Here is a 25,951-nt window from a genome sequence, read left to right on the forward strand (position 1 = left end):
AAATGTCGATGCGGAACGACCTCGCCTCCGGATCGATTTCCGGAGGCGAGGTCGATCCTGTCGGTTACGCGCGGCTACACGGAGACCTTGTGATCAACTGCCGGGTTCGGTCGGCCGGTGTCACCGCCGGCGCTTCTCCGGGGTCTATCGGAGCGGATGAAGCAGCAGGTGGCCGCGCCGATGAACGGGCCGACCGCCAGGACGATGAAGGCGGCGTAGAACGAGTCGGTGGCGTGGAATACGAAGCCGACGACCGCGGGCACGACCACACTGCCGAGCTGCCAGACCGCGTTGACGCCGCCGGCGGCCGATCCGACGAGGTCCCGTCCCGCAAGGGCCGGGGTCAACGCGGCGGTGAGCGGCGAATAGGCGTAGGCGCCCAGGCCCAGCAGCGGCGCGCACCACAGGAACTGGGTGAGGCTGGACAGCGACCCGAAGGTCAGCAGGGTGCCGCCGAAGACGACCAGGATCACGATGATCGGCAGTTTCTGACCCAGCCGGAATTGGTCGGTAACCCATCCGACCATCGGTTTCGCCACGACCGCGACCCCGGCGAAGATCACCAGAACCGTCCCGGCGTCGACCGGATCGATACCGTTGGCCTTGACCATGAGCGTATTCGACCAGGTCACGAATCCGTAGGTGCCCCACAAACCGCCGAAGCCCGTAATGGCCAGCAGGAGCAGATCGCGGTTGCGCAGCAGCGGACGCAGGTTCGGCAGAGCGCTGGAGCGAACCCGGGGCTTCTGCGGTTCCGCCTGCTGCTCCTGGCCGTTCGGGCGATCCCTGAGCAGGAAGAAACACAGGACGCTGATCACGACGGTCGCGATACCGAACACGTGGTACGACTCGCGCCAGCTCGCGGCCTCGATCAGCCGCGGTACGACGGCGTTGGCGATGACGGTGCCGAGTGAGGTCGCCGTCATGAAGACACCCATCGCGAACCCGCGCTGGGTCGGCGTGAACCAGGTCGCGATGAGTTTGAGCCCGCCCGCGTAGTCGGCGCCGGCGAACAATCCCACGATGCCCTGCACGATCAATCCGGCCGTGATGGATTCGATGGTGCCGAAAACGATCATGAACGAGCCCGCGACCAGTCCGGTGAGCGACAGGATCATGCGTCCGCCGAGCCAGTCGGTGAGGAATCCACCGAAGGCGTTGGAGGCGACGTAGCCGATGTAGTAGCAGGTCGCGAAGATACCGATGGCGGCGATCGGCACGGCGAGGGAATCGCTGACCGATGCCGAGGCCGGGCCCCAGGTCGAACGGTCGACCGAGGTCATGGTGAAGGCGGCCCAGCACATCGTGAGGACAACCCACCGATATGGGGAGGATTGCTGAACGACACTCATACTCGACGCTCCGGTTCCGATCCGCGAATCAATGGCTGGTGGGGTGACACGTGCTGCCGGCTCATACGATCGCGCCCTGCTCGAGCAGCGCGCGCCGGATGGCGGGCAGGTCGTGGTGCCGGCCGTCGCTGTGCTGCGCGGCGGCGATCCCCGCGGCGTGCCCGGTGGCGAACGCGGTGCCCATCACGCGGACCGAGGCGAATGCCTCATCATCCGAGCTGGTCAACCGGCCGACGCCCCACACATTGCCGGTATCGGCGCACCGGATGGCATCGTAGGGGACGTCGTACCAGCGCCCACCATCGATCTCCTCGTAATTGGTCACGCCCGGTCCGGCGTGGTCCTCGATCGGCCAGCCGCAGCGTCCGATGGATTCGTCCGGGCGCTTGCGGGCCTGCCGGACATCCGCGGCGGTGATCATGGTCTTGCCGACCAGCCGCCGGCTTTCCCGGATGCCGATCTGCGGGCCCGACGTCACCAGGTAGGCCTGCTGCCACCCGGCCATACCCTTGCGCATCGCGTCGAGGTAGCGCCACGACTGGGCACGCGCACTGGCTTCCGCGGCGCTGATCTGCCGCGGGTCGAGGGTGTCGAAATGTTCGTCGACGAGCAGTGCCATCACCTCACCGGTCACCGGCAGCCGCACGGCGATACCGTGGTCGCGGGGCAGCTCGGCGCCGGTTTCCTCGATATAGGCGGCCACCGCGGCGCGCATCCCGTCGGTCGAGAGGTCGGCATCCTCGGTGACCCCGCCGAAACGGCAGGCGAGGGTATTCGTCTGCCGGTCCGGGAGGTCCACCGTGCGCACCGCCGCTCCGGCGAGCGCCAGCAGCGAACCGTCACCGCTGGCGTCGATGAACGCATCGGCGGTCAGTCGCTCGGTGCCGCCCCGGTGGGCCACCTCGATCTCGGTGATCACGCCGTCGCGCCTGGTCGCACCGATCAGAGTCGAGTGCAGCCGGGTCTCGACCCCGGCATCGGCGACGATCTCATCGCAGACGATCTTCGTGGTTTCGGCGTCCAGCAGCACGATCCGGTTACCGGTCCAGCCCATGACCTTCTCGGCGTACACCCCGCGAGCACGCAGCCGGTCCAGGACTTCCCCGCCCACTCCGGCGACGACGGTTTCGTGGGTCTGATCGAAGAAACCGCAGAATGTGAGGACCGAACTGTTCGTCGCCGCCCCGCCCAGGAACGGGTACCGCTCGATCAACCGGACCCGCGCGCCACTGCGTGCGGCGCCGACGGCCGCCGCGATACCGCCGGCGCCACCGCCGACAACTACGACATCGACATGCTCGGTGAGCGTCACCGTTGAGCTCCTATCCCTGGCCCGGCGGCCGCCGGGTAACTCCTGTGGACTGAGTCACAACTCTCTGCGATACCTCCACCCGGCGTCCAATGCCTATTTCGGCGACCGGGCATACCTGTCGGGTATGGCAAGCTGAGGTGGTGGAGTTACGCCATCTCAGATACTTCGTGGCAGTGGTCGAAGAACGCTCGATCTCCCGCGCGGCGGATCGCCTCATGATGTCGCAGCCGGCACTCACCCGGCAGATCAAAGAGCTCGAGCGGGAATGCGGTATCGACCTCCTGGACCGGGTACCGCGCGGTGTGGAACCGACGCCGGCCGGTGCCGCTCTCTACCAGCACGCGGCCCGCCTCCTCGGGTTGGCGGCCGCTACTCGCGATGTGGCCCGCTCGGCCTCGGCGGCCCGTGAACTCATTTCCATCGGCCTGCCGCCGGGACTACCGGCCGACTGGCTGGCAGGGCTCATCCGCGCCTTCCACAACGAAACCCCCGATATCCGAATCGATTTCAGCGACGCGAACAGCAGCGCTCAACTGCGTTCGGTGCAGGAAGGCCGGCTCGATATCGGTATTGTCCACCAGAACCCGCCGTCGAATCTGTATTCGGTCGAACTGTTCGAGAAGCCGTTCGGACTCGCGGTCCGGCCGAATCATCCACTGGCCGAACGGGAAACGTGCCCCTTGGTCGAACTCGACAACCTCCGCGTGCTGGCCCACGCCCGCGAGCAGATCCCGGCCGAGCACGACCGGCTGATCTCGGTAGCCTACGAGGCCGGTATCGCCCCGATCTGGCAGTTCGCGTCCTTCGTCGAAAACGCCCTGGCCTGTGCGGAAGCCACCGGATCACACGCGGTACTCCTCAGTGAGTCCAGCGCGCACCGTCTCCTCCCGGGCTGGCCCTGGATCGAGCTGGTGGAACCGGCTTTCCCCATGCGCACCTGGCTGGTGCGACCGGAACAGACCCGGGCCGCGGTCGCGGCCGGTGGTGATCTGATCGCCCGATACGCCCGAAGCGTGAGCGAGACGATCGCGGGCGCGACCGGATCCGGAAACCCGGGGCCGGTCGGCCGCAACCACCGGTGATCAGGATCTACCGCCGCGGCGATCCCCGATTTCACACCTGGGCGCTGATGTTCTCCAACTCGGCGATATCCTCGCCGCTGAGCGTGACGCCGGCACCGGCGACGTTCTCCCGCAAGTGAGTTGCGGATGAAGTCCCCGGGATCAGCAAGATATTCGGCGACCGTTGCAGCAACCAGGCCAGCGCGACAGCCATCGGCGTGGCATCCACACGTTTCGCTACCGCCGAAAGCGCCTCGGACTGCAGCGGACTGAATCCCCCGAGCGGGAAGAAGGGCACGTAGGCGATGCCCTCGGCGGCGAGCCGGTCGATCAGCTCGTCATCGTGCCGGTAGGCGAGGTTGTACATGTTCTGCACGCAGACGATCGGCGCGATCGCCTGGGCCTCGACGACCTGTTCCGCCGTCGCGTTACTGACGCCGAGATGCCTGATCAGGCCCTGCCGCCGCAGTTCGGCGAGCGTTTCGAACGCCTCGGACAATGCGCCCGGCCGCGGGCCGGTGGCATCACCGAGGCGCAGATTCACCAGGTCCAGTCTGTCGAGTCCGAGGCTTTCGAGGTTCTCGTCGATCGCGCGGCGCAGCTGGTCGGGCCGGCGTGCCGGCGGCCAGCCACCCTGCTCGTCCCGGGTCGCCCCGACCTTCGTGGCCACATGCAGCGATCCGGGATACGGGTGCAGCGCTTCGCGGATGAGCGCGTTGGTGACCCGCGGACCGTACGCGTCCGCGGTGTCGATATGTGTGATGCCGAGGTCGACGGCCGCGCGGAGGACGGCGAGGGCACCGTCGTGATCGGCGGGCGGACCCATCACGCCGGGGCCGGCGAGCTGCATGGCGCCGTAGCCGAACCGCGTGACCGTCATATCGCCCAGAGACCAGGTGCCGCCGGGAAGGGAAGTTGTGCTCACCGTATGCCTTTCGTGAGGTCGGGGAAATCGTCCGGCGACTCGTGCGGTGACCGCCGCGACGCTCCGATGCAATCGTGCGGACGGCCCGGCGGCCCTGTCCAAGACCGGGTCCGATCCGATCTGATACCGCACCGGTATCAGGGGCCATACTGGAGGTGTGGACGGTCTCGAAACTCGGGAATTGCGCTACTTCGTCGCGGTGGCCGAAGAGCTGCATTTCGGCCGTGCCGCCGAGCGCCTGACCATGGCGCAGCCGCCGCTGTCCCGTGCCATCCAGCAGCTGGAGCGCCGCCTGGGAGTCCTTCTCCTGGAACGGGATCGCCGCGGAGTCGCGCTCACCGCCGCGGGCGAGACCATGCTGGTGGAAGCCCGGCGCGCACTCGATGCCGTCGACGCCGCCGTCCGTCGCACCCGCCGCGCCGCCGCGGCGCAACCGGCTCTCGTGCTCACCACGAAAGCCGGCGCGTCCCACGAACTACTGAAACAACTCCTCGACGCCCATGCCGCCCGCCCCGGCGCCGCCGAGATCGACGTGTTGCTGTGTGAGATCGGTGAGCAGGGTCAACTTCTCCGCGACGGTCGTGCGGACGTGGCCATCATGCATGCCCCGTTCGACGTGATGATGGGCCTCGACAGCGCCGAGATCCTCACCGAGGGCCAGGTCGCCATCGTGCCGGCGGCGCATCCGCTCGCCCGGCGCACCAGCCTGACGATGGCCGAAGTCAGCCATGTTCCCGATCTGCCCATCGCCCGGTGGCCCCGTCACGACTACACCTACCCGCCGGGGCCGGGCCCCGAGGTGCGCAGCCAATCCCAGCTCGCCCAACTCGTCGCGCTCGGCCGAACCCTCCTGGTGATTCCGGCTTCCAGCCGCGCCTGGCAGTGGCCGGAACACGTCGCGGTGCCGGTCCTCGACGCCCCCTTGGTCACCACTCTGCTCGCCTGGCCCGCCGGTACGCACTCCGCGGCCCTGGCCGGACTTGTGGAAACAGCTCATCAGTTGGAACTCGGGCAGGACGCGAGTGCTTGACATGTGACCGGTACCACGGTCTACATTCATATATCGCGCAACGTGTTGCGTTATATGAACGGTGCGGCCAGGATGGCGCTGATTGCGTCACGGATGGCTACACCTGATCGACTAGGAGCTTCATCCGTGACCTCGTCCACGAAGCTGTCCGACCCAGCCGTCGGTACCACCCGCCCCGCATTCGGAACCCTGGCTGTTGCGACCAGCATGGGAACTGCTGTCGAGCAGTACGACTTCATCGCATACGCCATCGCGACAAGTCTCGTGTTCAACAAGGTGTTCTTCCCGGAAACCGATGCGGTCGTGGGCACTTTGCTCGCCTTCGTCGTATTCTTCACCGGTTTCTTGGCTCGCCCGGTCGGTGGGGTCATCGCCGGACATTTCGGAGATCGGATCGGCCGCAAGCGGTTGCTCGTCATCACCGTGCTGACGATGGGTACTGCGACGATCGTGGTCGGTGCGCTGCCGACCTACGAGCAGATCGGAATCGCCGCTCCGATCCTGCTTCTCCTCTGCCGAATCCTGCAGGGCTTGGCCGTGGGTGGCGAATGGGGTGGTGCGGCGCTGGTCGGAGTGGAGCATGCGCCGCCCGGCCGCCGAGGCCTCTACGGCAGCTGGTCGATGGTGGGCATATCCGGCGGCGGCCTGCTGGCCACCGTCGCCTTCGCCCTCCTCGCGGGCCTGGATGAGGAGGCCTTCCTGGCCTGGGGCTGGCGCGTTCCCTTCCTCGCCAGCATTGTCCTTGTCGGGGTGGGCCTGTTCGTGCGCTCGAGGATTACAGAGACCGCCGCGTTCCGATCGGCTCAACACGGCCGGAATCTGACGCGCCTGCCGATCGTCGAGCTGCTGCGGACCTCCTGGCGTAAGGTCCTGCTGGCCACCGGTGTGAGTATCAGCTACAACGCCTTCGTCTATCTCGTGTTCACCTACGCGCTGAGCTACGCCACCGGGCCGCTCGAGCTTCCGCGTCAACTCCTGCTCAACGCCACCGTCGTGGGTCTGGCACTGCAGTTGCCCAGCATCGTCTTGTCCGGGGCACTGTCGGATCGAATCGGCCGCCGCGTGGTCATGACCGCCGGTTCGGTGTTCATGGCGGCCGATGCCTTCGTGTTCTTTCTGCTCCTCGACACCGGTTCTCCGCCGGCTGTCTACGCCACGATCGCCATCGCCTACGTGGGCGCCGGCCTGATGTACGGACCTCTCGCCGCGCATTTCGCAGAGGCGTTCGACGTCAACGTCCGGTACAGCGGCATCTCGCTGTGCTACCAGCTGGGCGCAAGTCTCGGTGGCGGCCTGACTCCCACCGTTCTCACGCTCCTCTATATGGGAACCGGCGGGACACTGGCCATCTCCGTCTACATCGCCGTACTGGCGCTGATCGCCTGTGCCTGCCTCGCCGCACTACCCACGAGTCGCCCGGGACAGATCCGGTCGCTGGAGGGCGTCGCGGGCGCCGAGCAGGCAGGCTCGGAGCGGGCCGAGCCTGCTCAGCCGATGAGCGGTGGTCCCGAGGTGCAATCAGCGAAGTGAGGCGAGCAGCTATTTCGTGCGCAGCCTGTCGAGCGTCCGCTGGGCTTGATTTCGAGCGATCGCGCCGAGCTCGTCCAGGCTCACCTGCGGCTCGCCGAGCTGGCGCATAACAGGAATTCTTACCTTCACCGACACGTTGCTGTCCTGTACGCCCACGACATATGTCATCGAGCCGTAGTACTCCTGGTCCGTAACCCAGGTCGCCTCGTAACCCTGGGCGCCGATGCCTGTGACCTCTCCCGAGGCGTGGCCCGGTTCGGCGGCGGTGTCGCCGAGTTTCCACTCGTCGTAGGCGGGAGCGGCCCCGGCAGCGGTGAACTCGACGTCGAGTTCGATCGCCACCTGGTAGTAGTGAGCACCGTCGCTCGACAGACTCTTGTAGCTGAATTGGCATGTCATATCGCCGCCGCTGTCCGTGCTCGGCGGGTTTTCGGCATGGTAGGGCGGTTGGTCCGGTGTGGACGACCACCGGTGCAACGGTGTGGGATCGACCAGGTCACACGCATTGGTGACCCCGTTCATCGAATAGATCCCCGGCGCCGGTTTCGGGGCAGCCGTTGTGGTGGCCTGGGCCGGGCTGGATTGGGCCGCCGCGCCAGGCGAGGCCGTGACCGCGGCAGATTCACCGTCGCTATCGCCGCCCCCGGCGACGAAACCGATCACCACACCGATAACCAGCACCAGCACAAGTCCCAGGACACCGGCGATGGCCAGCCCCGTCCTGCTGTTACCGGTCGGCGGTGGTGGATACGGAGGCGACGGCGGGTATCCCGGACCGGGTACGCCGTAACCGGTGACCGGCTCACCGGGTGCGGGCGCCTGTGGCTGGTAGTTGCCCGAGCCCGGGGCTCCCCAGCCACTGGCGTACGGGTCCGGTTGCCGCACAGTGGGATCAGTGCTGCCGGGCACCGCCGGGCCGCCGGCTTCGTGCTGGGAATCGGTCATCCCCCGTAGTCCCTTCGATTCCACAACGGCTCCGCGCCGGCCGCCACCTACGAACTTGATCGTATTCCAGCCGACGCCGAGCGGTCATCCTCACTCCGGCCGGAGCGAAGTGGGCGCCCGCTAGTTCTGCTTCAAACCATCGAATGTTCTGCGCACCTGGGCCCTGGCGACCGCATCGAGCTCACCCCAGCTCACCGGAGGCGAACCCTGCTCCCGCGTGAGGTTGATCCTTACCCCCACCCCGACATTGCCGTCCAGCGCCTCCACCCGGTAAGTCCTGCTCTCGACGAGGTCACCGTAGAGTTCGGAGATCCAGCAGCCGCGGGTCCCGAGACCGGAGATTTCCCCCATCTGCAAGTGGTCGCGGGCGGGTTTGGTGCAGAAATGGCTGAGCGCCTGTTCACTGTCGGCCAATTCGGCCTCGACCATCATTGTCGCTTCGTTCAGAGAGAATCTGGCGAGTGGGTCCTCGGTCTTGCTGGTGTAGGCGACTTCGCATTTCAGGGTGCCGTTGGAGTGGGGCGACTGCGGCGTCTCCTCGTGAACGGGAGCGCCTTCCGGCGTGGGCGACCACTTGGTCAACGGCGTGGGATCGACCAGATCGCACGCATTGGTGACCCCACTCATCGAATAGGTCCCCGGTCCCTGCTTCTCCGGCGCCGACTCACCGGCCGCCGCGCTGCTCCCGTCACCGCCACTGGCGACGAAACCGATCACCACACCGACAACCAGCACCACCACCAGCCCGAGAACACCGGCGACGATCAGCATCGTGTTCCCGCCGCGGGCCGGCGGCGGATACGGCAGTGGCGGCTGATATCCGGGGCCGGGAAGCCCGTACCCGGGCCCGGCGGCAGGCGGGCCCGGCATCGCGGAACCGTAGAACATCGAGTCCGCTCCGCCGGAGAAGTCGCCCGGACCGCCAGGAGCGGCAACGGGCGGCGGCACGGATTCGGCGGCACCCCGGCTCGGCTCCTCGCCGCCTTCGCCCTGGGAATCGGTCATGCCCACGTACCTCCCCGGTCTCGGCCAGGCCTTCCCCGCCGAGTTATCACATCGACGCCCGATCATAGCTGGCCCTTCGCATCCGAGATCACGACGATTTCCCGTGCCGCGCTCGGCGCAGAGACCGATTACAGCCGCTCCAACTCGCTGCGCCGGAACCGCAGCTCGCGTTCCACACGGCGGCGTGGAGAGCCGGAGAAGCGACCACGACCCCGCCCACACCTGGGCCTGGTCACGATGGCGCCGCGCCGACAACATCAAGCCCGCCTCAGGCACTACCGGCAACGAGGACATCCACTCCGGTGAGAAAATCCGGCCATGGGGATCGACCTACAGTTGCACAACGGCCGCCCACATGGGCCCGGTCGACGCTCGAAGCGCAAGCCCACTTTGGTCCGTCAGTCCTATGAGCACGGCGCTGCGCTGGCTCAGTTGATCGAGAGACTCGCTGCCAATACCTCAGGCAAGCTCTGGATGGTTGACCCATACAGCGATATGGTTTTCAACGAGCAAGTAGCTGCCGCTGCATTCCGCGAGATCCCAGACCTGTTGGACCGCAAGTTCTCGGCGCGGTGAGCGCCTCCGCCGCAGGCCGATTCGGCTGTTTGACGAGGTCTGTGGCAACCGTTCTGTTGAGCCGGCGATACGGTGCGTGGACCACATGGTGTGTCGGCGTTCGCAACGAACTGCCGTTCACGGCGCACGCGTGGGTCGAGGCGGAGGGCGAACTCGTCGGTGAGGCAGGAGATATGGATACATTCAGCCGACTGATCGTGGTGGGTGGGTATATGAACCTGGGTGGAGATGTCAGTGGCCAACAGTGATTCCCGGCCCGGCGAATCATGGCCGCGCCGGGTCGGCGCTTTGTTCCGGTTGATCGCCCCACATCGGAAAGCGCTGCTGGGCGCGACCGCGCTGCTGCTCGTGGGTACCGCATTCTCGCTGGTGCAACCACTTCTGGCCGGGCAGGTCATTCGGGATGCGTCGGCGGGTGACGCGATCGCATGGTCGCTGGCCGCGCTGGTGGGCGCCTATCTCTTGCATGCCGTTACCGATACCTGCGGGCTCTACGTGCTCGAACGGTCCAGCGAATCCGTGCTGCTGTCGGTACGCAATCGTTTGTCGGGGCATCTGCTGAGATTGAGCGTCCCGACGCTCGATTCGCTCAGGATCGGGGACCTGATCTCGCGGGTGACGGTGGATCCGACGGTGATCCGCAATGTTGTCGGAACCACCCTCGTGCAACTACTGACCGGAGCGGTGACGCTCATCGGGACCGTCGGGGTGATGATCTATCTCGATTGGCTCCTCTTCTCCATCGTTTTCGTAACGGTCGGTATTGCCGCGAGTGCGATGTTGCTGGTCATGACCAGGATCGAACGGGCCTCGACCCAATTGCAGGTGAGTGTAGGTGCGCTGTCCGCCGATATCGAACGAGCGCTCACCGGAGTGCGCACGGTCAAGGTGAACAATGCTGAGGAGCGTGAGCACGAGCATTTGGCCGAACGGGCCGGTGCAGCGTTCTCCGTCGGGGTTCGTGCCGCCCGGTTGCGGGCACTGGGAAATCCGGCCATGCATCTGGCCGTGACCGGTTCGTTCGTGGTCTCCCTGGTGGTCGGCGGTGTCCGGGTCGCGAACCACCAGATGGAGTTGAGCAGCCTCGTATCGATGATGCTGCTGGCGATGAACCTGTTGATTCCGGTCGGCGATCTCTTCAACGGCTCAGTCGGTCTCCAGCAAGCTCTGGGCGCGCTGAGCCGGATAAGGTCGACACTCGAATTACCCTGCGAGGACATCGACGATATCCCGGCGAACGATATCGAAACAGATAGTGGCACAACGACTGACGAGGCTGCCGGCACCGCGGATACGGTACTCGAATTCCGGGATGTCCATTTCGCCTACGACGAGCGGGCGATCCTCGGCGGTGTGTCGTTCTCGGTTCCGGTATGCGGACACGTGGCTCTGGTCGGGCAATCCGGGGCCGGAAAGTCCACCGTGTTCTCGCTGGTGAGCAGGTTTTATGATCCAGTCGGCGGCGATATCCTGCTGGGGGGCCGGTCCTACGCTCAAAGGCCGCGTCGGGCGTGGCGTTCCGACGTCAGCTTGCTGGAGCAGAACGCGCCCCTGTTGTTCGGCAGTCTTCGCGAGAATTTGACGTATCGGCAACCCGGACTCGCTGATGAGGACCTGCAACGTGCGGTAGAACTCGCCGGTTTGTCAGATCTGGTCGCCCGGCTGCCGCGTGGCCTCGACACCCCGGTGGGCGAACACGGTGTATTGCTCTCGGGTGGCGAACGCCAGCGGGTCGCACTGGCGCGGGCATTGGTGCGTCGGCCGGTGCTGTTGATGCTGGACGAGCCCACGGCGATGCTGGATGCCGAGACCGAGCAGGCTCTGCACGTGACCATCCAGGCGGTGCGGAAGGAATGCGCACTGCTGGTCATCGCCCATCGCCTGTCCACCATTCGGGAAGCCGATACAGTTGTATTCCTGAAGGACGGGCTGATCGTCGACAGCGGTCCGCACGACGATCTGGTTGCCCGGAACGAGGACTATCAGCAGCTCATCGGCGCGAAGGTATGATCTCCTTCTGGTGGATGGCCCGTTAATACTCCAGCCGCACTTGGTTATGTTGTGCGGTAGGTCTTTCGTCGGGCCGAAGGGCGAGGACCTGGCTGCGTGGGTGGCCGGGCTGGATGATCTGTTTGGGCTGGCGCTGCAGCGGCCACGGCGCGGATGGTGCGGAGACGCTCGAGCCCGTCATCCGGGTCGGAGGATGTGGCCCCCGACTCGTCCCCATCGGGGGATTTGTTGTCGCCTTCGTGCCGCGTGGACTCGGTGGCTACAGGGTCCGCGATAGGCTGATTGCCTATGGCGCCGGCCCGGTCCGTGTCTAGAACTGGTAGGTCCGGCTCTCGGGCCAGGTCCCCCACTGGTTGTGCTGTGTGATCGCCCAGCCCGCTGTCTGTCGGCACGCCTCGTGGATCACCGTCACGTTGGTGCGGTAGCGGCGCGTCGCTTTGTTGATCATCAACTGGTGGTCGATCGGTGGGCCGGCCGGCGGGTCCGTCGGTGACGTCGCCTGGACTCGGTACACGATCTCCTCCGGGGTCTCCCCGATCAATCGGGCCTCCACGTTCCATGTCGGGGGATAGACCTGGTAGCCCTGGACCTGCCGTCCGGTCTGGATCGCTTGGTCGTATTCCTGGGCGATCACTTCCAGTGGCATGCTCGTGTGGGCTGTGATCGCTGCTGTCTGCCGGTTCACCACGTAGCTTCCCAGGCCCATCGCTTGTCCGCTCTGGATTTCCTCCTGGGTCAGGACTTCCCTGCACGCCCAGCCGAATTGGGTCGGTAGGACTCGGAACTGCCGCGACGAGTTGAGGGCTGTGGCCAGATACTGACGGACTTGCTGCGGTGTTTCCAGGGGGTCCGGCATAGGTTACCTCCGGGGGAGTCGACGGGATGAGCTGGAGATGGCAGGAGGCTTGAACCAGGGACTGCGGTGGGTGTCGCCGGAGGTGAGGGCCCGCCGTCCGGTGGGCATGGGGCCCATATGCCTGTGGAGGTTATCGGCCCATCGGGTCTTCGCTCAACGCCCACAGAATCAGGAGCCTGGGTCGGGGCTGGCGTGGCATACGAGATATCCCCGGGGCATGTCGAATATCGCGGCTGTATTCATCCGATCGGGGCCGGCTCTTCAGTGCCTGGAGGAGCGCTGCTCGGAAGTTATTCGTCGGCCTCTCGCCTGGACGCTCGGTTGAGGATGTCGGTGTACAGCAGCCGCCCGCCGAGCAGCCGCAGAGCGGCGAGGCGAGATTTGGCTCGTCCAAGATTGGTTGTGCGCGAACCATGTTCGTAGTAGAAGACGTCCCACCAGCCGTCGTCGGCTTGGATCATGCACCAGGCATTTTCTCGGAGGGCACCCTCTGAGACGAGTTCTTCTGGAGCACCGACCTTCGAGAATCGGCCGAGTTGACTCACGGGATCCTGCGCGAACAGGTTTTCGGGGTGGACGCCACCGTCTGTGGTCACAGTTTTATCTCCTCGATGAATCCGGCGCCCACTAGATCGACGGCGGGCATGAGGGTGAAGTATTGATTCGCACCGCCGGGTAGACCGAACCACGGCGCGGCCGGTCCGGCCCAAACAGGGGTGGGCTTGAGTACGCGCCAGCGTCGATATCCTGATTCCACACAATCGATCGGCAACGAACGCTCTGGTATCAGGGCACCCGCGTCATACAGAAAACGCGTGAAGGTGGTACCGAAGGTGTCCATGATCCGGCCGGCCGGGAGGCGGGTGGGTGAACGGTCCGTCGGTGAGGCGAACCCGTCGGGGTGCCGTGTCTGGTCGGGCCATATCAGCCGTCGCCGACCGGACGAGGCGCCGAAGTCCTCGGGAACGACGTACTGACGTGCCCATTGTGGTTCGCCCATACCGCTGAACAGGTCAGTACCGTCCAGCAGGCCACGCAGCACTCGATGCGTTATCGGAACTCCACCGATTGCACCTGCCGTTCCCCGGCCTGGTTCCAGGGGCTGTCTGCCGCTGAGGGCACCGCCGATCAACCCCAAAAACCCGTAACAAGCCGCAGACTCGCTGTCGTATATGCACAGGTCAATTTTATTGCCACGCTCGTACCAAAACACCTCGAATGTGTCCACGGAATCGCCTGGGATGAGGCAGAAATGGTCATCACGTAACCGCCCGACTGACGCATCCGTGTCGGGGACACCCAAGCCATGCAAGATCCGCTGCAGTTCACTGAAATCCACGTTGAAACCTTACGCCTCGCGATTCGCCCTCAGGCCGGCCACTGCTCTTGGCACCGGTCTATCACCCGGTCCATCTCCTCCTCGCTGAGTACCACCGGCTCAAAGTTTTGACTCTGTGCGTGCGTGAGGAAATCCTCAGGGACAGCCGCCCCGTACTCGCCGACGAAATACCCCCAGTAAATCCGCCATACCCATACGCCGTCGGTAGCGATTCCGGTCGGCACCACGTAGCCCTTCGACGGATCCAGCGGGTCTTCGATGGACTGACTGACCCACATTGCAGGGCAGTTACTCAGGTAGTTGGCCAGTGGTTCACGAACACTTTCATCGACCTTGTCCATCAGGTCGCGCGCCGACACGCTATCCGGGCTCGAGGCAGCGCCGCCATCCGCTGATTCCAGAATTTCCTTTATATCCGGTATCTTGAGCATATCGATCACCCTTCCCACTCGTTCCTTTCCATTTCTTCGATACTGCCATCGGGATGGAATCGATGGAAGGTATTATCCAAAGACCGTACTCGAATATACCCGATCTCACCGGAAGGCCTTCGGTCTACTCCCATGGTTCCCGAACTGTTGATATACAGATATCCGTCAGGCGCGACAACGGTAGTATTCAGAGACTGAGCTAATTGGACTGCAACATTTCCATCCAGGTGTCCGGTATTGCAGGACAGCAGACGAACCGGCATGCCAGGTTGGTAATCTGGTCGGTGACTGATTATGTTCGCCAGTTCTCGTGCAGAAAGTCTGTTTCCTCCTGAATTCATTTCGACAATATCGGGGGACCCATGGGCAATAACATCGTAGTGCCCAGGTAACGGTGATGCGTGCTGCGCGAACCGGTAGAAATTATCGTTCTCGCTCATCAACGAAAAACCTGGGCGCCCGTTCAAGGGGTGAGACTGTCTGGAAGGCCCTTCGTCGGACGGCCAATCGTCCGGACTGTTTTCCGGTGCGATGCCACTCGAACTCGGAGGCGTGTCACGTGGCTCGGGCGATACCTCTTCGAGGTATCCGGCCTCCACCAGCGCTTGAACCGAGCTGGGTAGGAAGTGCTGAGTACCCAGCCCGATCTCACCCATTTGTGGCGCGATCTGCCCCATCCAGACCGGTAGTGGCCTGACCACCCGGTACTGGTGATAGGAGTCTCCTTCGAGGTTGGTGGGCGGTAATGCACGCTCCGGATAGGTGACGCCCGGCGGCGATGTGAATCTTCCGTTGGGCCCGCCGAATCGGTCGATTATCTCGCCGACCGGCAGCACCACCGGGTGCCTGTCGGTTGGCGTGGAGAAACCCTCCGGATGCTGGGTTGCGTCGGCCCAGTTCAGGTTTCCGTCCGGGTCCGTGATGGAGTCCATCCACTGGTCTCGACCCATCCCGTGGTATGGGTCGAAACCGGACGGAATCATGGCCTCGACCGCCGGGTGAGGTCGTCCGACTCCTGGCGGCGGGGGAGGAAATGTCCCGTGCTTGTCTCTGTACTCTTGAGCCGCTTCCCTCAAGCGTTCATCAATCGCGCTTATTCGCTCGAGTTCGCTGGTTTCGAGATCCGGGTGGACCAGTTCGTTCGTAGGAACAGGGCTGCCATCCGGCCGGTAGTGGTCGCTCTCCGGCAGCGATGGCGACGAGGGGTCGGAACCAGCAGTGGCTACGGGCGAAGAATGCCGGTCGGTTGGAGCTTGGTCTGTGTTCTCCGGTTTCGAATTTTCGATACCGGTGGGTACTGCGGCACCAACTGGCGAACTCGGTGAATCCTTGGTCGGAGACCGGTCGGTTGGCCTGTGTGGTTCGTCGACGGTGCTTGCCGTCGTCGGATGGGCAGGAGGTTGAGCCGAAATTTGGTCGGTGGCATTCCAGATGGGATCACCGGGGCGCGGCCTGTTCGGGTTCGGTGTCGGAGCATCGGTCCGGCGCGGTGACTTCGACGGATCATCTGTTGGCCCGGCGCGGTCGGGCGTCGAGGGACTCCGGTCGTGTGTAGGACCGGAGTTGGTGGGGCGGGCGGGTATGGGTGGACGCGAGAAGTCGGCGAGTAGACGCGCGTGGTTTGCGGGGTCGTAGATGTTGTAGTCGAAGCCCGGTGTGTTGGGAGCTGTTTCGAGTGTGTCGGGGGTTCGATCTGTGCCCTGCGGGCGTGCGTCGCCGGGCGTAGTGGCGTCGCCTGGCTGCTGTGGGGTGCCGGCGCGGGATTGGTTCCGCGGAGCGTTGGCGGGTGTGGTGCCTGCGTGTGTGCCTGTCGCCGCGTCCGTGGGAGAGGTGGAGCGTGGAGTGTCGGCCGGGGCGGTCGCTGTCGGGGCGGGGCCGGGCGGGGGCACGGTTGGTGTTGCGGTGGCGGCCGATGTGGTGGTGGGAGTGGTTTCCGGAGCTGCGGTTTCGGGTGTAGCGGGGGCTGACGGGGGTGGGGTGTTTTGGGCTTGTGGGGCACCGGCTACGGGTGTGGTGCCGGGTGTGCCCGCCGTGGTTGTCTCGCCGGGTGTTGTCGGTGGGGTCTGGTTGGTTGCGGTGTCGGGTGTAGGCGGGGTCTGTGGTGTGCCCGGTGTGGTGGTGGGGGATCCGGTTTCTGGGGAGGTCGTGGTTTCCGGTCCCAGGTTGAGGCTGGAGGCTGACGGTAGGTTCAGACTGGAGGTAGGTTGCTGCTGAGTCCCGGGTGCCGTCGCAGTGTCCGGGGTATTCGGAGCGCCGGAGTGGGTGGACTGCGGTGTGTCCGGGCTGCCACCATTGGGTTGCTGGCTTTGCGGCGGGTTCGGTTCCCCGGGATCTGTGCCCTGCGGCTGCTGCCCCGCCGGGGATCCGGTGTCGGTCGGCCGGGCCTGCTGGGAATCGGGCGGTCCCGGTTCGGTCGATTGCGGGTTAGGTGTGTCCGGTGGTCTTGACTCGGTCGGCTGCGGTTGTTGGGTCTCCGGGGCGGGCTGGGTCTGGCCCGGCTCAGGGGCGGCTGGGGTCTGCTGAGGTGGCCCGTCCTGACTCGACGGGGACGGGGGATCCTGACTCGCGGGCTGGTCGCCGGTTTCCGGCGGCTGACCTGTCGGCGGCTGCTGACCAGGAGACGGCTGACCGGGTGGCTGCTGCTCGCCGGGCGGCTGCTGACTCGACGATGACGACTGCGTCTGCGTCGGCCCCTCGGGGGCCGGAGGCTGAGTGTTCGGCGCCGGCGGCTGATTCTGCTGCTGTTCCTGGGACTGGTTCCGACCCTGGGTTTCGCGGTCGCCGTTGTCCGGCGGGTTGTTGTTCTGCGACTCCTCCGGAGGGTCCTCATCGTTGTTGTTCTGGTTCTCGCCGGTGTCGGTGGAGTTGTTCTCCCCCAACGTCTCTGTTCCCCGCTGTATACCTCCGACTGCCGACGACGTCAGGTTTTCCGGTGACAGCGCCTGTTCCAGGCTGAACTCACGATCGTTGAGCGCGGCGTCGGTGGCTTCCCCGGCGACCTCGCCCGCGACCCCGGCCACCGCCTCTTGCGCTCCGTCTTTGGCCGCGTTCGCCAGCGGGTTCCCGCCCTCCGGGCCGCCGGGCACATTCCTCGACGTCAGCCCGTCCGGGCCCATAGCCCCGGTGACCGCCCCAGTGGCCGCCGCGGTCACCGCGGTTTTGCCTGCTTCCTTCAGGTCATCCACCGTGATTTCGTCACGGCGGCCGGTCGCGACCTGCACGGCCTTGACGCCAAGGTCCAGGCCGACCTCTTCCAGCGCCGCGGCCCAGGCGCCGCGCACCGCTGCCCGCGCGGCGGCCTTCAACGCCGCTTTCGACAGAATCCGCTGGAGGAGTTGTTTGATCGCTGTCCGGATCGCGATCCGTGTCGCGGTTTGTGCCACGGCCGCTTCCGCGGCTGCGGCGGGGGCACCGATACCGGTCGCGGCGGCGGTCAACGCGACAGCCATCTCGACGGCGAAGATGGCCAGACTCGCCAAGATCACCAGTTTGGTGTGCTCGATATCGGCCGCGCCGTCGCCGATTTCGTCGCCGAGGGTCTCGATATGTTCGATCAGCCCGTCGAAGGCGCCCGCACCGTGCCCGAGTTCGGTCCACCGATCCGAGATCGCCTTCGCGGTATCACCTTCGATCGCGGCCAGGACCTGATCGATCGCGTGGTTGGCGTCGGGGCCGATCTCGCGCAGGTCGGTGGCGAGCTGGGTCCACGCCGACTCCACCCGGCGCATCGCGGTCTCATCACCCTCGGGCCAATCGCCGGCTCCCACGACGTACTTCGCGACCCACTGCAACGCCTCGGGGATTTCGATACCCATTCAGCACACCCCGGCCGGGATCGTCGCCGGTTCGGTGACACGGTATGGGATCCCGTGCTCTACCTGCTTGAACGAGCGGCGCACCGTCGGCCCCCTCCACTGCGACAACAGAACCATCACCCATAACCGACGCCGCCGGACACCACCTGGTTCCCTCGATCCAGCAAATTTCCGGAGCGATCGAACCGGACGGATTCTGCCAGCCGATCCTGTCGGCCGAAACCGGGGCTGCGTGAATTGCTGGTCACTGCTCGCTGTCGCCCGGCCTCTCATGCTCGCGCACCAGCTGCGTTTCTGTAGATCCGCCTGCTCGTCCGGCGCGGTTGGTCGGCGCCTTGCCGAAGTCGCGCAATCCGATGGGCCCGAGGGGAGGACAGATTCACTCGTCTGAGACAAGATCTGCGGCCGGAGCGCGCAGGTCACGGGCCATGCCACGATGTGCAGCGCCCCGACCTCAGGGCACCGGACGAGTTCGGGTTCGTGCCGACCTTTGCCGAAGCAGCAGGGTGGGCACGCAGTGCGCGGCCTTCTGTCAGGCGAGCGCTTCCGGAGTGGTTCTCCGGCCGGTCCGAACCTGATGCGGGCGGCCCCGGGGATGATAGGGTCGCCGGGACGCGGGGGGCCGGCCGGTTCCCGTTCGAAGTACTGGACTACCGGTGTCGGGAGGTTTGTGATGACCGCTGTTCGGTCGATCCGAGGGATTGTGTGCGGGGCGGGGATCGCGCTGCTGGTCGCGGGGTGTGGGACGGGTAGCGACGGGACGGCGACGCCGGTGACCACGACTACGGGCTTGCCGATCGCGGCGGAGGCGCCGTCGTCGTTCGATCCGTGTACCGATATTCCGCAGGATGTCCTGGCGTCGGAGAGCCTGGTGCCGGATAGTCTCGACTCCAACGTGGACGGCGGCCAGGGGATCAAATGGCGCGGATGTGGTTACGTGGCACCGGACAGTTATGCGGTGGGGATCACCACGACGAATCTGACATTGCCGGTGATCCGGGACAACGACCGGTTTGTGGTGCGGCAGGAGTACACGGTTGATGGCCGGGCAGCGATGGCGGTGGACGCGGCGGACGATCCCGATACGCGGGCGTCGTGCACGTTCTATGTAGAAATGGCCGGGGGGAGCCTCGAACTGTCGATGAGTAATCCGGCGTCCAACGATAAGACCGGGCATCTGGATACGTGTGGCTTGGCGTTGGGTTTGGCGGAGAAGGTGGCCCCATTGATCCCGGATGCGTAAGCGCCGGATTCGATGGTATCGAGTTGATTGGATGAAGGAGGGGGTGGGCTTTGAGTGAGGATACGCCGCCGCGCCCGCTGGAGGGTTTACTGACGGAGGCGCGTGAGGGTCGGCTATCGGTGAATCTGGGTGCTGGATCACCTGAGGCAATCCGGGTGAACGCTGAAGAATTTGTGTATATGGAGCGGGACTGTGAGGGGTTCAAACTTCTCATCCGTTCGCTTCAGCGAGTCGCGGAGGAGATCTGGGAGCGTGAGCGGTGGGATCTCGGGGAGAACAGTGAGGGTCTTTCCTCCGCAGATGTTCTGGTGAAGCGTTTCCGAACCAAGGCGCAAAATTCGGATGACGGCAATGATGTTCGTGCGATCTTGGAGCAGCATTACCAGATCGTCGAGGATATTCAAGAGCTGCACCGGGTGATAGCCCAGCGGTACATGGAGACCGATGACGGGTTCGCAGCACGATACAACGAGTTGATGGCGGGCGCGCCGCCTCCGGTGCCGTTGCAACTGCCGCCGGCGTTCCCGATCCCGTAGGGGGCACGATGACCTTTCAGAACGAGAACCCGAAAATCGGTGATCCGGAGGAACCCAACGGGTTCTCTCACCCGCAGATCAATGGCGCGTTCAAACCGCTGGCGCCCGGTGACCACGGGAAGATGGCGTCGGATCAGTACGGGCAGATCGCGGCCCAGTGGGAGAGCGGTGTGGGGGTGTTCGCCGCGCGGATCCGCCGGTCCAGCGCGGCGGCCTGGGACGGAGTAGCCGCGGAGCAAGCACGCCAGGCTATCGACAACTACGCAACCCGAGCCGAGGATCTGGTTCCCACGCTGCATGCCCTCGCCGTTCAGGTCGAGAACGCCGTGGTGTCGATCATGCGTACCCAGAACAATCTGCCCGAAGTTGTCGAGAAACATTGGGCCGTGGATCCGCGCGAGTGGACTTTCCTCGGGTTCGACAACGAACGTACGGATACCGAGGAGGCGGCCCGGCAGGTGATGCGGGACGACTACGTGACGGGGTTCGTACAGGCAGACGGGCTGATTCCCGTCTTGCCGGTACCGGTGAATCCGACGCAGCCACTGCACACCGAACTGCCTACCGGCAACGGCGACCAGCCCGTACCGGGTGGTACGAACACCGATCAGGGCGGCAATCCCGACGGATCGGATACCGGCCAACCGGCGGGGGAGAACCCCACGGGGGAGGAACCCGGCGAGGAGCAGCCCGGTCAGGATCCGGGCACCCAGCAACCGTCGGATACCGAGCAGCCAGGTGAGACGACGCCCGCGAATACGACACCTTCGACCACCGAGAGCCCGGCAGCCACGACACCGAGTACAACCAATATGCCCAGCACGACCGCCCCTGGACCTGGCACACCGGGTTCGCCCAGCGGCAGTCCGGTGACCACCGGGGAGCCCGGCCGTACGGTGCCCGGTACTCCGAACACCGCGGGCGCTCCCGGGCCGGCGGCCACCGGGACCACCGCTTCCGGCGCACCGCGCGGCGGTATGCCGGGAATGATGTCGCCGGGTGCGGCCGGTCGTGGACAGCAGGGAGCAGACGACGAGAAGCATGAGATCCCGGATTATCTGATCAATGCCGAGAACGCCGAGGAGCTGCTCGGAGAGTTGCCGGCGACGATTCCCGGTGGCGTGCTCGGCGCCGAGGCGCCGGCCGCGCGGCCACCGGAACGCGACTGAGCGACTGTATGCCCGCGCCGGGCACCCGCAGGCGGCGGCCGGAGCTGCCGTCATATTTTCGAGGAAACGCCACCGACAATGAGCACATGGATCTGGGAGCCGGACGATTTCGCCGCGCTCTGGTATCGCGATGGAATCGACAGGTTCCCGCGGCCGCTGCATTTTCTCAGCCGATACAAGACCCGCAATCCGTACGAAGCTCATGCTGCCGAGGTCCGGGCCCGCTATGACCGTGACGAGCGCGAACTGATCGGCCGCACCCTGCACACCCTGACCGATGGGGTGCTGCGGATCGAGATCCTGGGTTCGTCGACGGCGACCACGAAGGGCGGGACGCGGGAGTACCGGGTGGTCGGTGCCCGCGATACCCATTACGGGATGACGTTGGCGCAGTCGGCGATCGACGGTATCGATGGTCCGGTGCACGCCCACCTGTTCGCCGCCGAGCAGTTGCCGAAACGTCTCGCCGGGCTGCTGCCGGCGTGCGATCCCGGCCGCGAGGCGCCCGGCACGTTCCATATCGACGAGCTCGGGCGCGACGGTGAACAGCGGCAATCTCTCCGGCGTGGTCCCGGCGAACAGTACCGGCGGCTGGCGAAGCGTCCCGCCGACGGTGGCGGTGGCGCGGGCCTGCGTGTGGGGTCGATCCTGGACCGGCCGACGCCCTGGTACCGGTTCCAGTGGTTCGATATCACCGGTGACGGGCGCTACCTGGAGAAGCGGACTCGCGAACATGTGAGCGTGCGGCCCGCGAGCGCGCAGGATTTCGCGGCGGGTTTCGCCGAGTGGATCGACCGCGCGCAACGCCGCCTCCGCGAGGACGAACCAGACGGCTGGTGACGCCCCCAACGGCTGTGCAGGCGTCGGGCTCGATGCCGAATCAGGGACGAACAGATCCGGGGTCGGCTCTCGTTCATTCATCGAGATACCTGGCGATTTCGGTGAGGGAGGATGCTGTGTGCAGGTATTCGCCGTCGTCCACGTCGAGTAATGCCCAACAGGCCGGGGCGCGGGGTTCGCGGATGAGCTGATATCCGGAGTTCCGGGCCCGTTCCGCGAGCGTCTCGAATGGCGCGGAGATATCGGCTCGATTCGATTCAGCGGCCACTGTTCCGCCTTCGTCTGGATGGCTGCCACCGGCACAGGGCGTCGGCGATCCGGGCGAGGGTCGCGATATCGGCCGGAGTCTTCCATATGGCTGCCTCCGGAATGGAAGATCCACCAGGGATCCGGTGCGGTAGTTCATTTTTCATCGCTTTTCTTTCGTCTGCGCGAAATCGGTCAATAGCCCAGAAATTCCTGATCGCCGGGCACCAGCCGGCGCTCCTCGACCAATCGATCCCGGGCTTGATGTTTGAGCGGACAGGCCGTGAGCGGGCATTCGATATGTGCCTGCATCACGAGATGGGCGTAGGACACGGTCATCACCGGGACGCGCCGATGGTTGGTTACCGGTAGTCCGAATGTCATGGTCACCTCGCGATTTCGGGCATGAGTAGGTTGTCCGGTACGGGGACGAACCGGAAGATATCGGGGCGTGCGCAACCGCCTCGGGGCATGGAAATTTCGTGGCGGAAGTATCCATATCTCGGGCGCACAATCAGTAGAACATCCGCTTCCCAAATTGTGAATGGCTTCGTAAGATTCAGGCACGCAATGGATTTGATCCGAATGGATCGGTAATTCCAAGCTGTTCGACTGTTCCATTCAGGATGACATAACGGTGAGTAACGCCTAACGGAAGGTGCCGTACTGTGACGATCGAATCGACCCCGCCCACCCTGCCCCGGCGCGTTCTCGGGCGTCGGTTGCGCGAACTGCGTGAGGTAGCCGGGCTTACCCGGGCGAAGGCAGCCCGCAGCTGCGAAATGGGCGCACAAACCTTGTGGCGCTTGGAATCCGGTCGTAACAGCGAGACCAAGAAGATCATCGTCAACGCGCTCTGTGATACGTACCAAGCGAGCGATGACGATCGCCGGGAGCTGCTGTGGCTGGTCGACGAATCCCGGAAGGACGGGTGGTGGCAGTCCAATCCCGATGCCATCACCCCCAAAGCGGAAATATTTCTCGGGCTCGAACGGGCAGCGTGTGAGGTCTTTTCCTGGCAGACCATGACGTTGCCGGGCTTGCTCCAGACTCCGGCTTATCGGCGGGCTATGTGGGAGGTATCGGAGCCGCTCGGAACGTCGATCGACCCTGAAGGCGAGATCATTCTCCTTCGGCAACGCCAGGAAAGGCTTTGCGACCGAGCGGGTTTCGCGCTGGAGGTCGCACTGAGTGAATCAGTGGTGAGGCACCGCATCGGCGGGTGTAAGACCATGGCGGATCAGCTGGACCATCTCGTTGCGTTGGGTGCGCAGCCGCATATATCGCTGCGGATCGTGCCGTTCGATGCTCCGAATCATCTCGGGATGGTGTCGAAACACTTCGTCTACCTGGAGTTTCCTCAGAATCTGAACCCGGCTCTGACCGAACCACCCGTGGTCTATGTCGAAGGCTTCACCGGATCGCTGTATCTGGACAAGCCAACCGAGATCGACCAGTATCAGGCCACTCGCGCGTCCATTCTGCAAGTAGCATTGGACGAAGACGACACACTGCGCCTCATCGAGGCGACGGCGAGGGAGTATCGGGCATGAGCGTCGACCTATCTGGGGCGGCATGGTTCAAGAGCAGCCGCAGCGCTAGCGGCGACGACTGTGTCGAAGTTGCGCACCTGGAAGCCGGGTTGGTAGGTGTGCGTGATTCGAAGAACCCAACCGGCCCCGCGTTGGTGTTCGGCCCGGCTGAATGGGGTGCGTTCACGGATGCTGTCGATCGCGGCGGGTTCGAGCCGACTTCCTAAGAGACCACGCTCCTTAACTAGACGACCCCGCCGCCGGAAAATATGTCCGGGGGCGGGGTCGTTGCTCTGCCATCGGTACGAGGGTCGAGAGCCTGCACCGGTCGGCGATCGACTGCCGGCGTTGTCGGCGACATCATCCAGGATCTCGCGACGACCGGAGCCCACTATGCGTGGGCACGGAGTGCGGCGATGAGCCATTCCGCGCCCGGGACCATCGGTGGACGAGCGGGCCAGCCGTTGATGATCGCGAGCAGTGACCAGTAACGCTCGACCCGGGCGTCGGTGAACGTGGCCATCTGGTCGGCGAGGGCGGTTCGGTCTGTGCCGTCCGGAACAGCCCGGGCGAGGACGTCGGCCGCGGCCGGGGAGTCCGGTGCGATACCGGCCTCGAGGGCGGTGGTGCCGGCGGTCATATCGACCTCCGGGACCTGTGCGTCCTCGGCGCGGGCGCCGGTGACCGCCATTTCCCGGCAGCGGTCCCGGAAGCCCTGGTCGCGGACCAGTTCCGCCAGCTCGATCCAGGCGTCGACCTGTTCGGGCGACGGGTCGTCGGGCAGGGTGGCGGGCATCGACCGCATGCCGTTGGCGATATGGGCGCCGGGGGCGTCCGGTTCGATTCCCGCGAATGCCTCGTCGACGAAATCGTCGATGATCCGCTGGCGTTCCGCGGCGGACAGGGTGGCGAGTTCGTGCATGATTCTCAACTCCTCGGTAGTGCTGTCGCGGTGCGCGACTGAACGCAGGACCGCTCGCCGCACCCGCAACGTGCGGATCTCGGCGTCCAATGCCCGCGCGTGCGCGGCCGCCACCGCGGCCAGGCTGGTTTGCCGCTCCAGCACCGCACGGACGGTGGCCAGATCGATATCCAGCTCGCGCAGGGTGTGCACCAGCTCGAGCCGGGCAACGGCTTCGGTGTCGTACAGCCGGTACCCGGCGCTGCTGCGGGTGGTGGGCGGCACCAGGCCCGCATCCGACCAGAACCGGATGGTCCTGGCGTCGAGGCCGGTGCGCCGCGCCAGCCGGCCGATGGTGAACAAGGTGTCGCGGTCGGTCACGAGTACAGCCTGAACCTTCCAGCGGGTGGAAGGTCAAGAGGGCTGGTCCGCAACCGGTCGCGGATCAGGGGGAGGGGCGGGTCGCCTCGTCTTTGCCTTGTCTGGTCCCAGAGGCGCCGGCTTCGCCTGTTTTCCGGTGCCTCACTCAGAAGGCCAGGGCTCCCCACGGAATGTCGATCGGGAACGGATAGCCGAACGAGATCCCTGCTTCGTCGGCGTGTGTCCATTCGCCGACCAGCCGGTAGTCGGACCGGTGCAGCGGGCGGACGCCCTCGGGCAAGGTGGCAACCCCGGTTTCCAGCCCGTAGGCCCGGATCGTCGCGATGGCGCTGACAACCGGTTGCAGAGTCACCTCCCAGTACCAGGGGATGCCCGCAGCGGCGTATCGACTCTTCTCGGCTTCGATATCGGATCGGGTATCGGACGGCGACAGCACCTCACCGACTAGCACGGTATCGACGGCCCGCACATCGTGATACGACGGAATGCACCGGTGCACGAGGAAATCCGGCGTGAGGAAGTCCGATTTGCCGCTCGGCCCGAGAAACACGTTGGTCTCGGTCTCGACTTCCCAGCGGTGTTCAGGATGTGTGGAAACGTACTCACGCGCGCAGCGCTCGATCTCATTGACCAGCCGGCGAGTGAACTTCTGATGCTCGCGGGGCCCGCGCCGTACCCACACCACCCGCCCGTCCCGGAGTTCGATCTGCCGCGCGAGCTCTTCGGGTAGGCGCCCCAGTTCCTCCCAGGTCATGCGCTCGGGGAGGTCGGGCTTCTCGATCCTGGGCGAGGACATATGCCGATCGTAGGCTGGCAACGGGTGGAGGGGCGCGCTACCGTCGGCCGTCAGGTGTCCAGTCGCCGAACGCCGGGCTGTCGTCGCTTTCCTCGTGTGTCGAGCAGTGCCTGTCTTCCC

26 protein-coding genes are annotated in these 25,951 nt (G+C 65.3%); 12 read left to right on the forward strand and 14 right to left on the reverse strand.

Annotated elements, in window-relative coordinates:
• Window positions 1-74: 74 nt before the first annotated feature.
• Both ABZ827_RS13870 and ABZ827_RS13875 read right to left on the reverse strand, forming a co-directional pair.
• A complete protein-coding gene (locus ABZ827_RS13870) occupies window positions 75-1,352 on the reverse strand; it encodes an MFS transporter (protein WP_357236848.1) in 1,278 nt (425 codons plus the stop codon).
• A 61-nt stretch (window positions 1,353-1,413) separates the two neighbouring features.
• Window positions 1,414-2,664, reverse strand: coding sequence for an FAD-dependent oxidoreductase (locus ABZ827_RS13875; protein WP_357236849.1), 1,251 nt, complete (start codon window positions 2,662-2,664; stop codon window positions 1,414-1,416).
• A gap of 89 nt (window positions 2,665-2,753) precedes the next feature.
• Between ABZ827_RS13875 and ABZ827_RS13880 the strand changes: the two genes are divergently transcribed.
• Entirely contained in the window at window positions 2,754-3,746 is a 993-nt protein-coding gene (locus tag ABZ827_RS13880) for a LysR family transcriptional regulator (protein WP_357236851.1), read from the forward strand.
• Window positions 3,747-3,777: 31 nt separating this feature from the next.
• Here ABZ827_RS13880 and ABZ827_RS13885 read toward each other — a convergent pair whose 3' ends face one another.
• On the reverse strand, window positions 3,778-4,650 hold the full coding sequence (locus ABZ827_RS13885; protein ID WP_357236853.1) for an aldo/keto reductase family oxidoreductase: 873 nt from the start codon (window positions 4,648-4,650) through the stop codon (window positions 3,778-3,780).
• A gap of 157 nt (window positions 4,651-4,807) precedes the next feature.
• Between ABZ827_RS13885 and ABZ827_RS13890 the strand changes: the two genes are divergently transcribed.
• Both ABZ827_RS13890 and ABZ827_RS13895 read left to right on the forward strand, forming a co-directional pair.
• Window positions 4,808-5,680, forward strand: coding sequence for a LysR family transcriptional regulator (locus tag ABZ827_RS13890; RefSeq protein ID WP_357236855.1), 873 nt, complete (start codon window positions 4,808-4,810; stop codon window positions 5,678-5,680).
• A 126-nt stretch (window positions 5,681-5,806) separates the two neighbouring features.
• Complete coding sequence (locus ABZ827_RS13895; protein WP_357236857.1) at window positions 5,807-7,210, forward strand: MFS transporter; 1,404 nt, start codon at window positions 5,807-5,809, stop codon at window positions 7,208-7,210.
• A 9-nt stretch (window positions 7,211-7,219) separates the two neighbouring features.
• Here the strand turns inward: ABZ827_RS13895 and ABZ827_RS13900 are convergent, their stop codons facing one another.
• Window positions 7,220-8,155 carry a hypothetical protein gene (locus ABZ827_RS13900; protein WP_357236859.1) on the reverse strand — a complete coding sequence of 312 codons (936 nt, stop codon included), beginning with the start codon at window positions 8,153-8,155 and terminating at the stop codon, window positions 7,220-7,222.
• Between the two features lie 120 nt (window positions 8,156-8,275).
• Entirely contained in the window at window positions 8,276-9,160 is an 885-nt protein-coding gene (locus ABZ827_RS13905; protein WP_357236861.1) for a hypothetical protein, read from the reverse strand.
• 318 nt (window positions 9,161-9,478) lie between these two features.
• On the opposite strand from ABZ827_RS13905, the gene ABZ827_RS13910 reads away from it, so the two are divergent.
• Genes ABZ827_RS13910 through ABZ827_RS13920 form a run of 3 tightly spaced genes read left to right on the forward strand, consistent with a single transcriptional unit; the run spans window position 9,479 to window position 11,746 of the window.
• On the forward strand, window positions 9,479-9,736 hold the full coding sequence (locus ABZ827_RS13910) for a hypothetical protein (protein WP_357236863.1): 258 nt from the start codon (window positions 9,479-9,481) through the stop codon (window positions 9,734-9,736).
• Between the two features lie 41 nt (window positions 9,737-9,777).
• Window positions 9,778-9,984 (forward strand): lasso peptide biosynthesis B2 protein, encoded by a 207-nt coding sequence (locus ABZ827_RS13915; protein WP_357236865.1) that lies wholly within the window; start codon window positions 9,778-9,780, stop codon window positions 9,982-9,984.
• Entirely contained in the window at window positions 9,971-11,746 is a 1,776-nt protein-coding gene (locus ABZ827_RS13920) for an ABC transporter ATP-binding protein (protein ID WP_357236867.1), read from the forward strand. Before ABZ827_RS13915 ends, ABZ827_RS13920 begins: the two co-directional genes overlap by 14 nt.
• A 310-nt stretch (window positions 11,747-12,056) precedes the next feature.
• On the opposite strand, the gene ABZ827_RS13925 is transcribed toward ABZ827_RS13920, so the two are convergent.
• The 5 genes from ABZ827_RS13925 to ABZ827_RS13945 form a co-directional block, all read right to left on the reverse strand.
• Window positions 12,057-12,602: a hypothetical protein gene (locus ABZ827_RS13925; protein ID WP_357236869.1), complete on the reverse strand. Its 546-nt coding sequence runs from the start codon at window positions 12,600-12,602 to the stop codon at window positions 12,057-12,059.
• Between the two features lie 290 nt (window positions 12,603-12,892).
• Window positions 12,893-13,198 carry a hypothetical protein gene (locus tag ABZ827_RS13930; protein ID WP_357236871.1) on the reverse strand — a complete coding sequence of 102 codons (306 nt, stop codon included), beginning with the start codon at window positions 13,196-13,198 and terminating at the stop codon, window positions 12,893-12,895.
• Complete coding sequence (locus ABZ827_RS13935; protein WP_357236873.1) at window positions 13,195-13,941, reverse strand: TNT domain-containing protein; 747 nt, start codon at window positions 13,939-13,941, stop codon at window positions 13,195-13,197. The genes ABZ827_RS13930 and ABZ827_RS13935 overlap by 4 nt, the downstream gene beginning before the upstream one ends.
• Window positions 13,942-13,970: 29 nt before the next feature.
• Entirely contained in the window at window positions 13,971-14,381 is a 411-nt protein-coding gene (locus tag ABZ827_RS13940; protein WP_357236874.1) for a hypothetical protein, read from the reverse strand.
• A complete protein-coding gene (locus ABZ827_RS13945; protein ID WP_357236876.1) occupies window positions 14,378-18,187 on the reverse strand; it encodes a glycohydrolase toxin TNT-related protein in 3,810 nt (1,269 codons plus the stop codon). Before ABZ827_RS13945 ends, ABZ827_RS13940 begins: the two co-directional genes overlap by 4 nt.
• A 673-nt stretch (window positions 18,188-18,860) precedes the next feature.
• Between ABZ827_RS13945 and ABZ827_RS13950 the strand changes: the two genes are divergently transcribed.
• From ABZ827_RS13950 to ABZ827_RS13965, 4 genes are all read left to right on the forward strand, one after another.
• Window positions 18,861-19,430, forward strand: a complete 570-nt coding sequence (locus tag ABZ827_RS13950) for a DUF3558 domain-containing protein (RefSeq protein WP_357236878.1) — start codon at window positions 18,861-18,863, stop codon at window positions 19,428-19,430.
• Window positions 19,431-19,480: 50 nt separating this feature from the next.
• Window positions 19,481-19,966: a hypothetical protein gene (locus tag ABZ827_RS13955; RefSeq protein WP_357236880.1), complete on the forward strand. Its 486-nt coding sequence runs from the start codon at window positions 19,481-19,483 to the stop codon at window positions 19,964-19,966.
• An 8-nt stretch (window positions 19,967-19,974) separates the two neighbouring features.
• The gene (locus ABZ827_RS13960) at window positions 19,975-21,135 is read left to right on the forward strand and encodes a hypothetical protein (RefSeq protein ID WP_357236882.1); all 1,161 of its coding nucleotides are present in this window, start codon (window positions 19,975-19,977) and stop codon (window positions 21,133-21,135) included.
• A 78-nt stretch (window positions 21,136-21,213) separates the two neighbouring features.
• Entirely contained in the window at window positions 21,214-21,975 is a 762-nt protein-coding gene (locus ABZ827_RS13965; RefSeq protein WP_357236884.1) for an ESX secretion-associated protein EspG, read from the forward strand.
• Between the two features lie 73 nt (window positions 21,976-22,048).
• Here the strand turns inward: ABZ827_RS13965 and ABZ827_RS13970 are convergent, their stop codons facing one another.
• Window positions 22,049-22,243: a hypothetical protein gene (locus ABZ827_RS13970; protein ID WP_357236885.1), complete on the reverse strand. Its 195-nt coding sequence runs from the start codon at window positions 22,241-22,243 to the stop codon at window positions 22,049-22,051.
• Between the two features lie 173 nt (window positions 22,244-22,416).
• Window positions 22,417-22,605, reverse strand: coding sequence for a hypothetical protein (locus ABZ827_RS13975; RefSeq protein ID WP_357236887.1), 189 nt, complete (start codon window positions 22,603-22,605; stop codon window positions 22,417-22,419).
• 284 nt (window positions 22,606-22,889) lie between these two features.
• Here ABZ827_RS13975 and ABZ827_RS13980 point away from each other — a divergent pair, with 284 nt between their 5' ends.
• Window positions 22,890-23,774, forward strand: a complete 885-nt coding sequence (locus ABZ827_RS13980; protein ID WP_357236889.1) for a helix-turn-helix transcriptional regulator — start codon at window positions 22,890-22,892, stop codon at window positions 23,772-23,774.
• On the forward strand, window positions 23,771-23,980 hold the full coding sequence (locus tag ABZ827_RS13985) for a DUF397 domain-containing protein (RefSeq protein ID WP_357236890.1): 210 nt from the start codon (window positions 23,771-23,773) through the stop codon (window positions 23,978-23,980). The genes ABZ827_RS13980 and ABZ827_RS13985 overlap by 4 nt, the downstream gene beginning before the upstream one ends.
• A 164-nt stretch (window positions 23,981-24,144) precedes the next feature.
• Here ABZ827_RS13985 and ABZ827_RS13990 read toward each other — a convergent pair whose 3' ends face one another.
• Entirely contained in the window at window positions 24,145-25,035 is an 891-nt protein-coding gene (locus ABZ827_RS13990; protein ID WP_357236892.1) for a MerR family transcriptional regulator, read from the reverse strand.
• Between the two features lie 145 nt (window positions 25,036-25,180).
• The gene (locus ABZ827_RS13995; RefSeq protein ID WP_357236894.1) at window positions 25,181-25,831 is read right to left on the reverse strand and encodes a Uma2 family endonuclease; all 651 of its coding nucleotides are present in this window, start codon (window positions 25,829-25,831) and stop codon (window positions 25,181-25,183) included.
• Window positions 25,832-25,951: the final 120 nt, after the last annotated feature.

Origin of the sequence: Nocardia sp. NPDC019395 (assembly GCF_040632335.1) — a bacterium.
GTDB lineage: Bacteria > Actinomycetota > Actinomycetes > Mycobacteriales > Mycobacteriaceae > Nocardia.

Bases quoted from the DNA above. Each gene is read 5' to 3' on its own strand.
- ABZ827_RS13870 (WP_357236848.1), bottom strand. From the start codon at position 1,352: ATGAGTGTCGTTCAGCAATCCTCCCCATATCGGTGGGTTGTCCTCACG.
- ABZ827_RS13880 (WP_357236851.1), top strand. From the start codon at position 2,754: ATGCCTATTTCGGCGACCGGGCATACCTGTCGGGTATGGCAAGCTGAG.
- ABZ827_RS13900 (WP_357236859.1), bottom strand. From the start codon at position 8,155: ATGACCGATTCCCAGCACGAAGCCGGCGGCCCGGCGGTGCCCGGCAGC.
- ABZ827_RS13905 (WP_357236861.1), bottom strand. From the start codon at position 9,160: ATGACCGATTCCCAGGGCGAAGGCGGCGAGGAGCCGAGCCGGGGTGCC.
- ABZ827_RS13910 (WP_357236863.1), top strand. From the start codon at position 9,479: ATGGGGATCGACCTACAGTTGCACAACGGCCGCCCACATGGGCCCGGT.
- ABZ827_RS13925 (WP_357236869.1), bottom strand. From the start codon at position 12,602: ATGCCGGACCCCCTGGAAACACCGCAGCAAGTCCGTCAGTATCTGGCC.
- ABZ827_RS13945 (WP_357236876.1), bottom strand. From the start codon at position 18,187: ATGGGTATCGAAATCCCCGAGGCGTTGCAGTGGGTCGCGAAGTACGTC.
- ABZ827_RS13950 (WP_357236878.1), top strand. From the start codon at position 18,861: ATGACCGCTGTTCGGTCGATCCGAGGGATTGTGTGCGGGGCGGGGATC.
- ABZ827_RS13960 (WP_357236882.1), top strand. From the start codon at position 19,975: ATGACCTTTCAGAACGAGAACCCGAAAATCGGTGATCCGGAGGAACCC.
- ABZ827_RS13965 (WP_357236884.1), top strand. From the start codon at position 21,214: ATGAGCACATGGATCTGGGAGCCGGACGATTTCGCCGCGCTCTGGTAT.
- ABZ827_RS13975 (WP_357236887.1), bottom strand. From the start codon at position 22,605: ATGACATTCGGACTACCGGTAACCAACCATCGGCGCGTCCCGGTGATG.
- ABZ827_RS13985 (WP_357236890.1), top strand. From the start codon at position 23,771: ATGAGCGTCGACCTATCTGGGGCGGCATGGTTCAAGAGCAGCCGCAGC.
- ABZ827_RS13995 (WP_357236894.1), bottom strand. From the start codon at position 25,831: ATGTCCTCGCCCAGGATCGAGAAGCCCGACCTCCCCGAGCGCATGACC.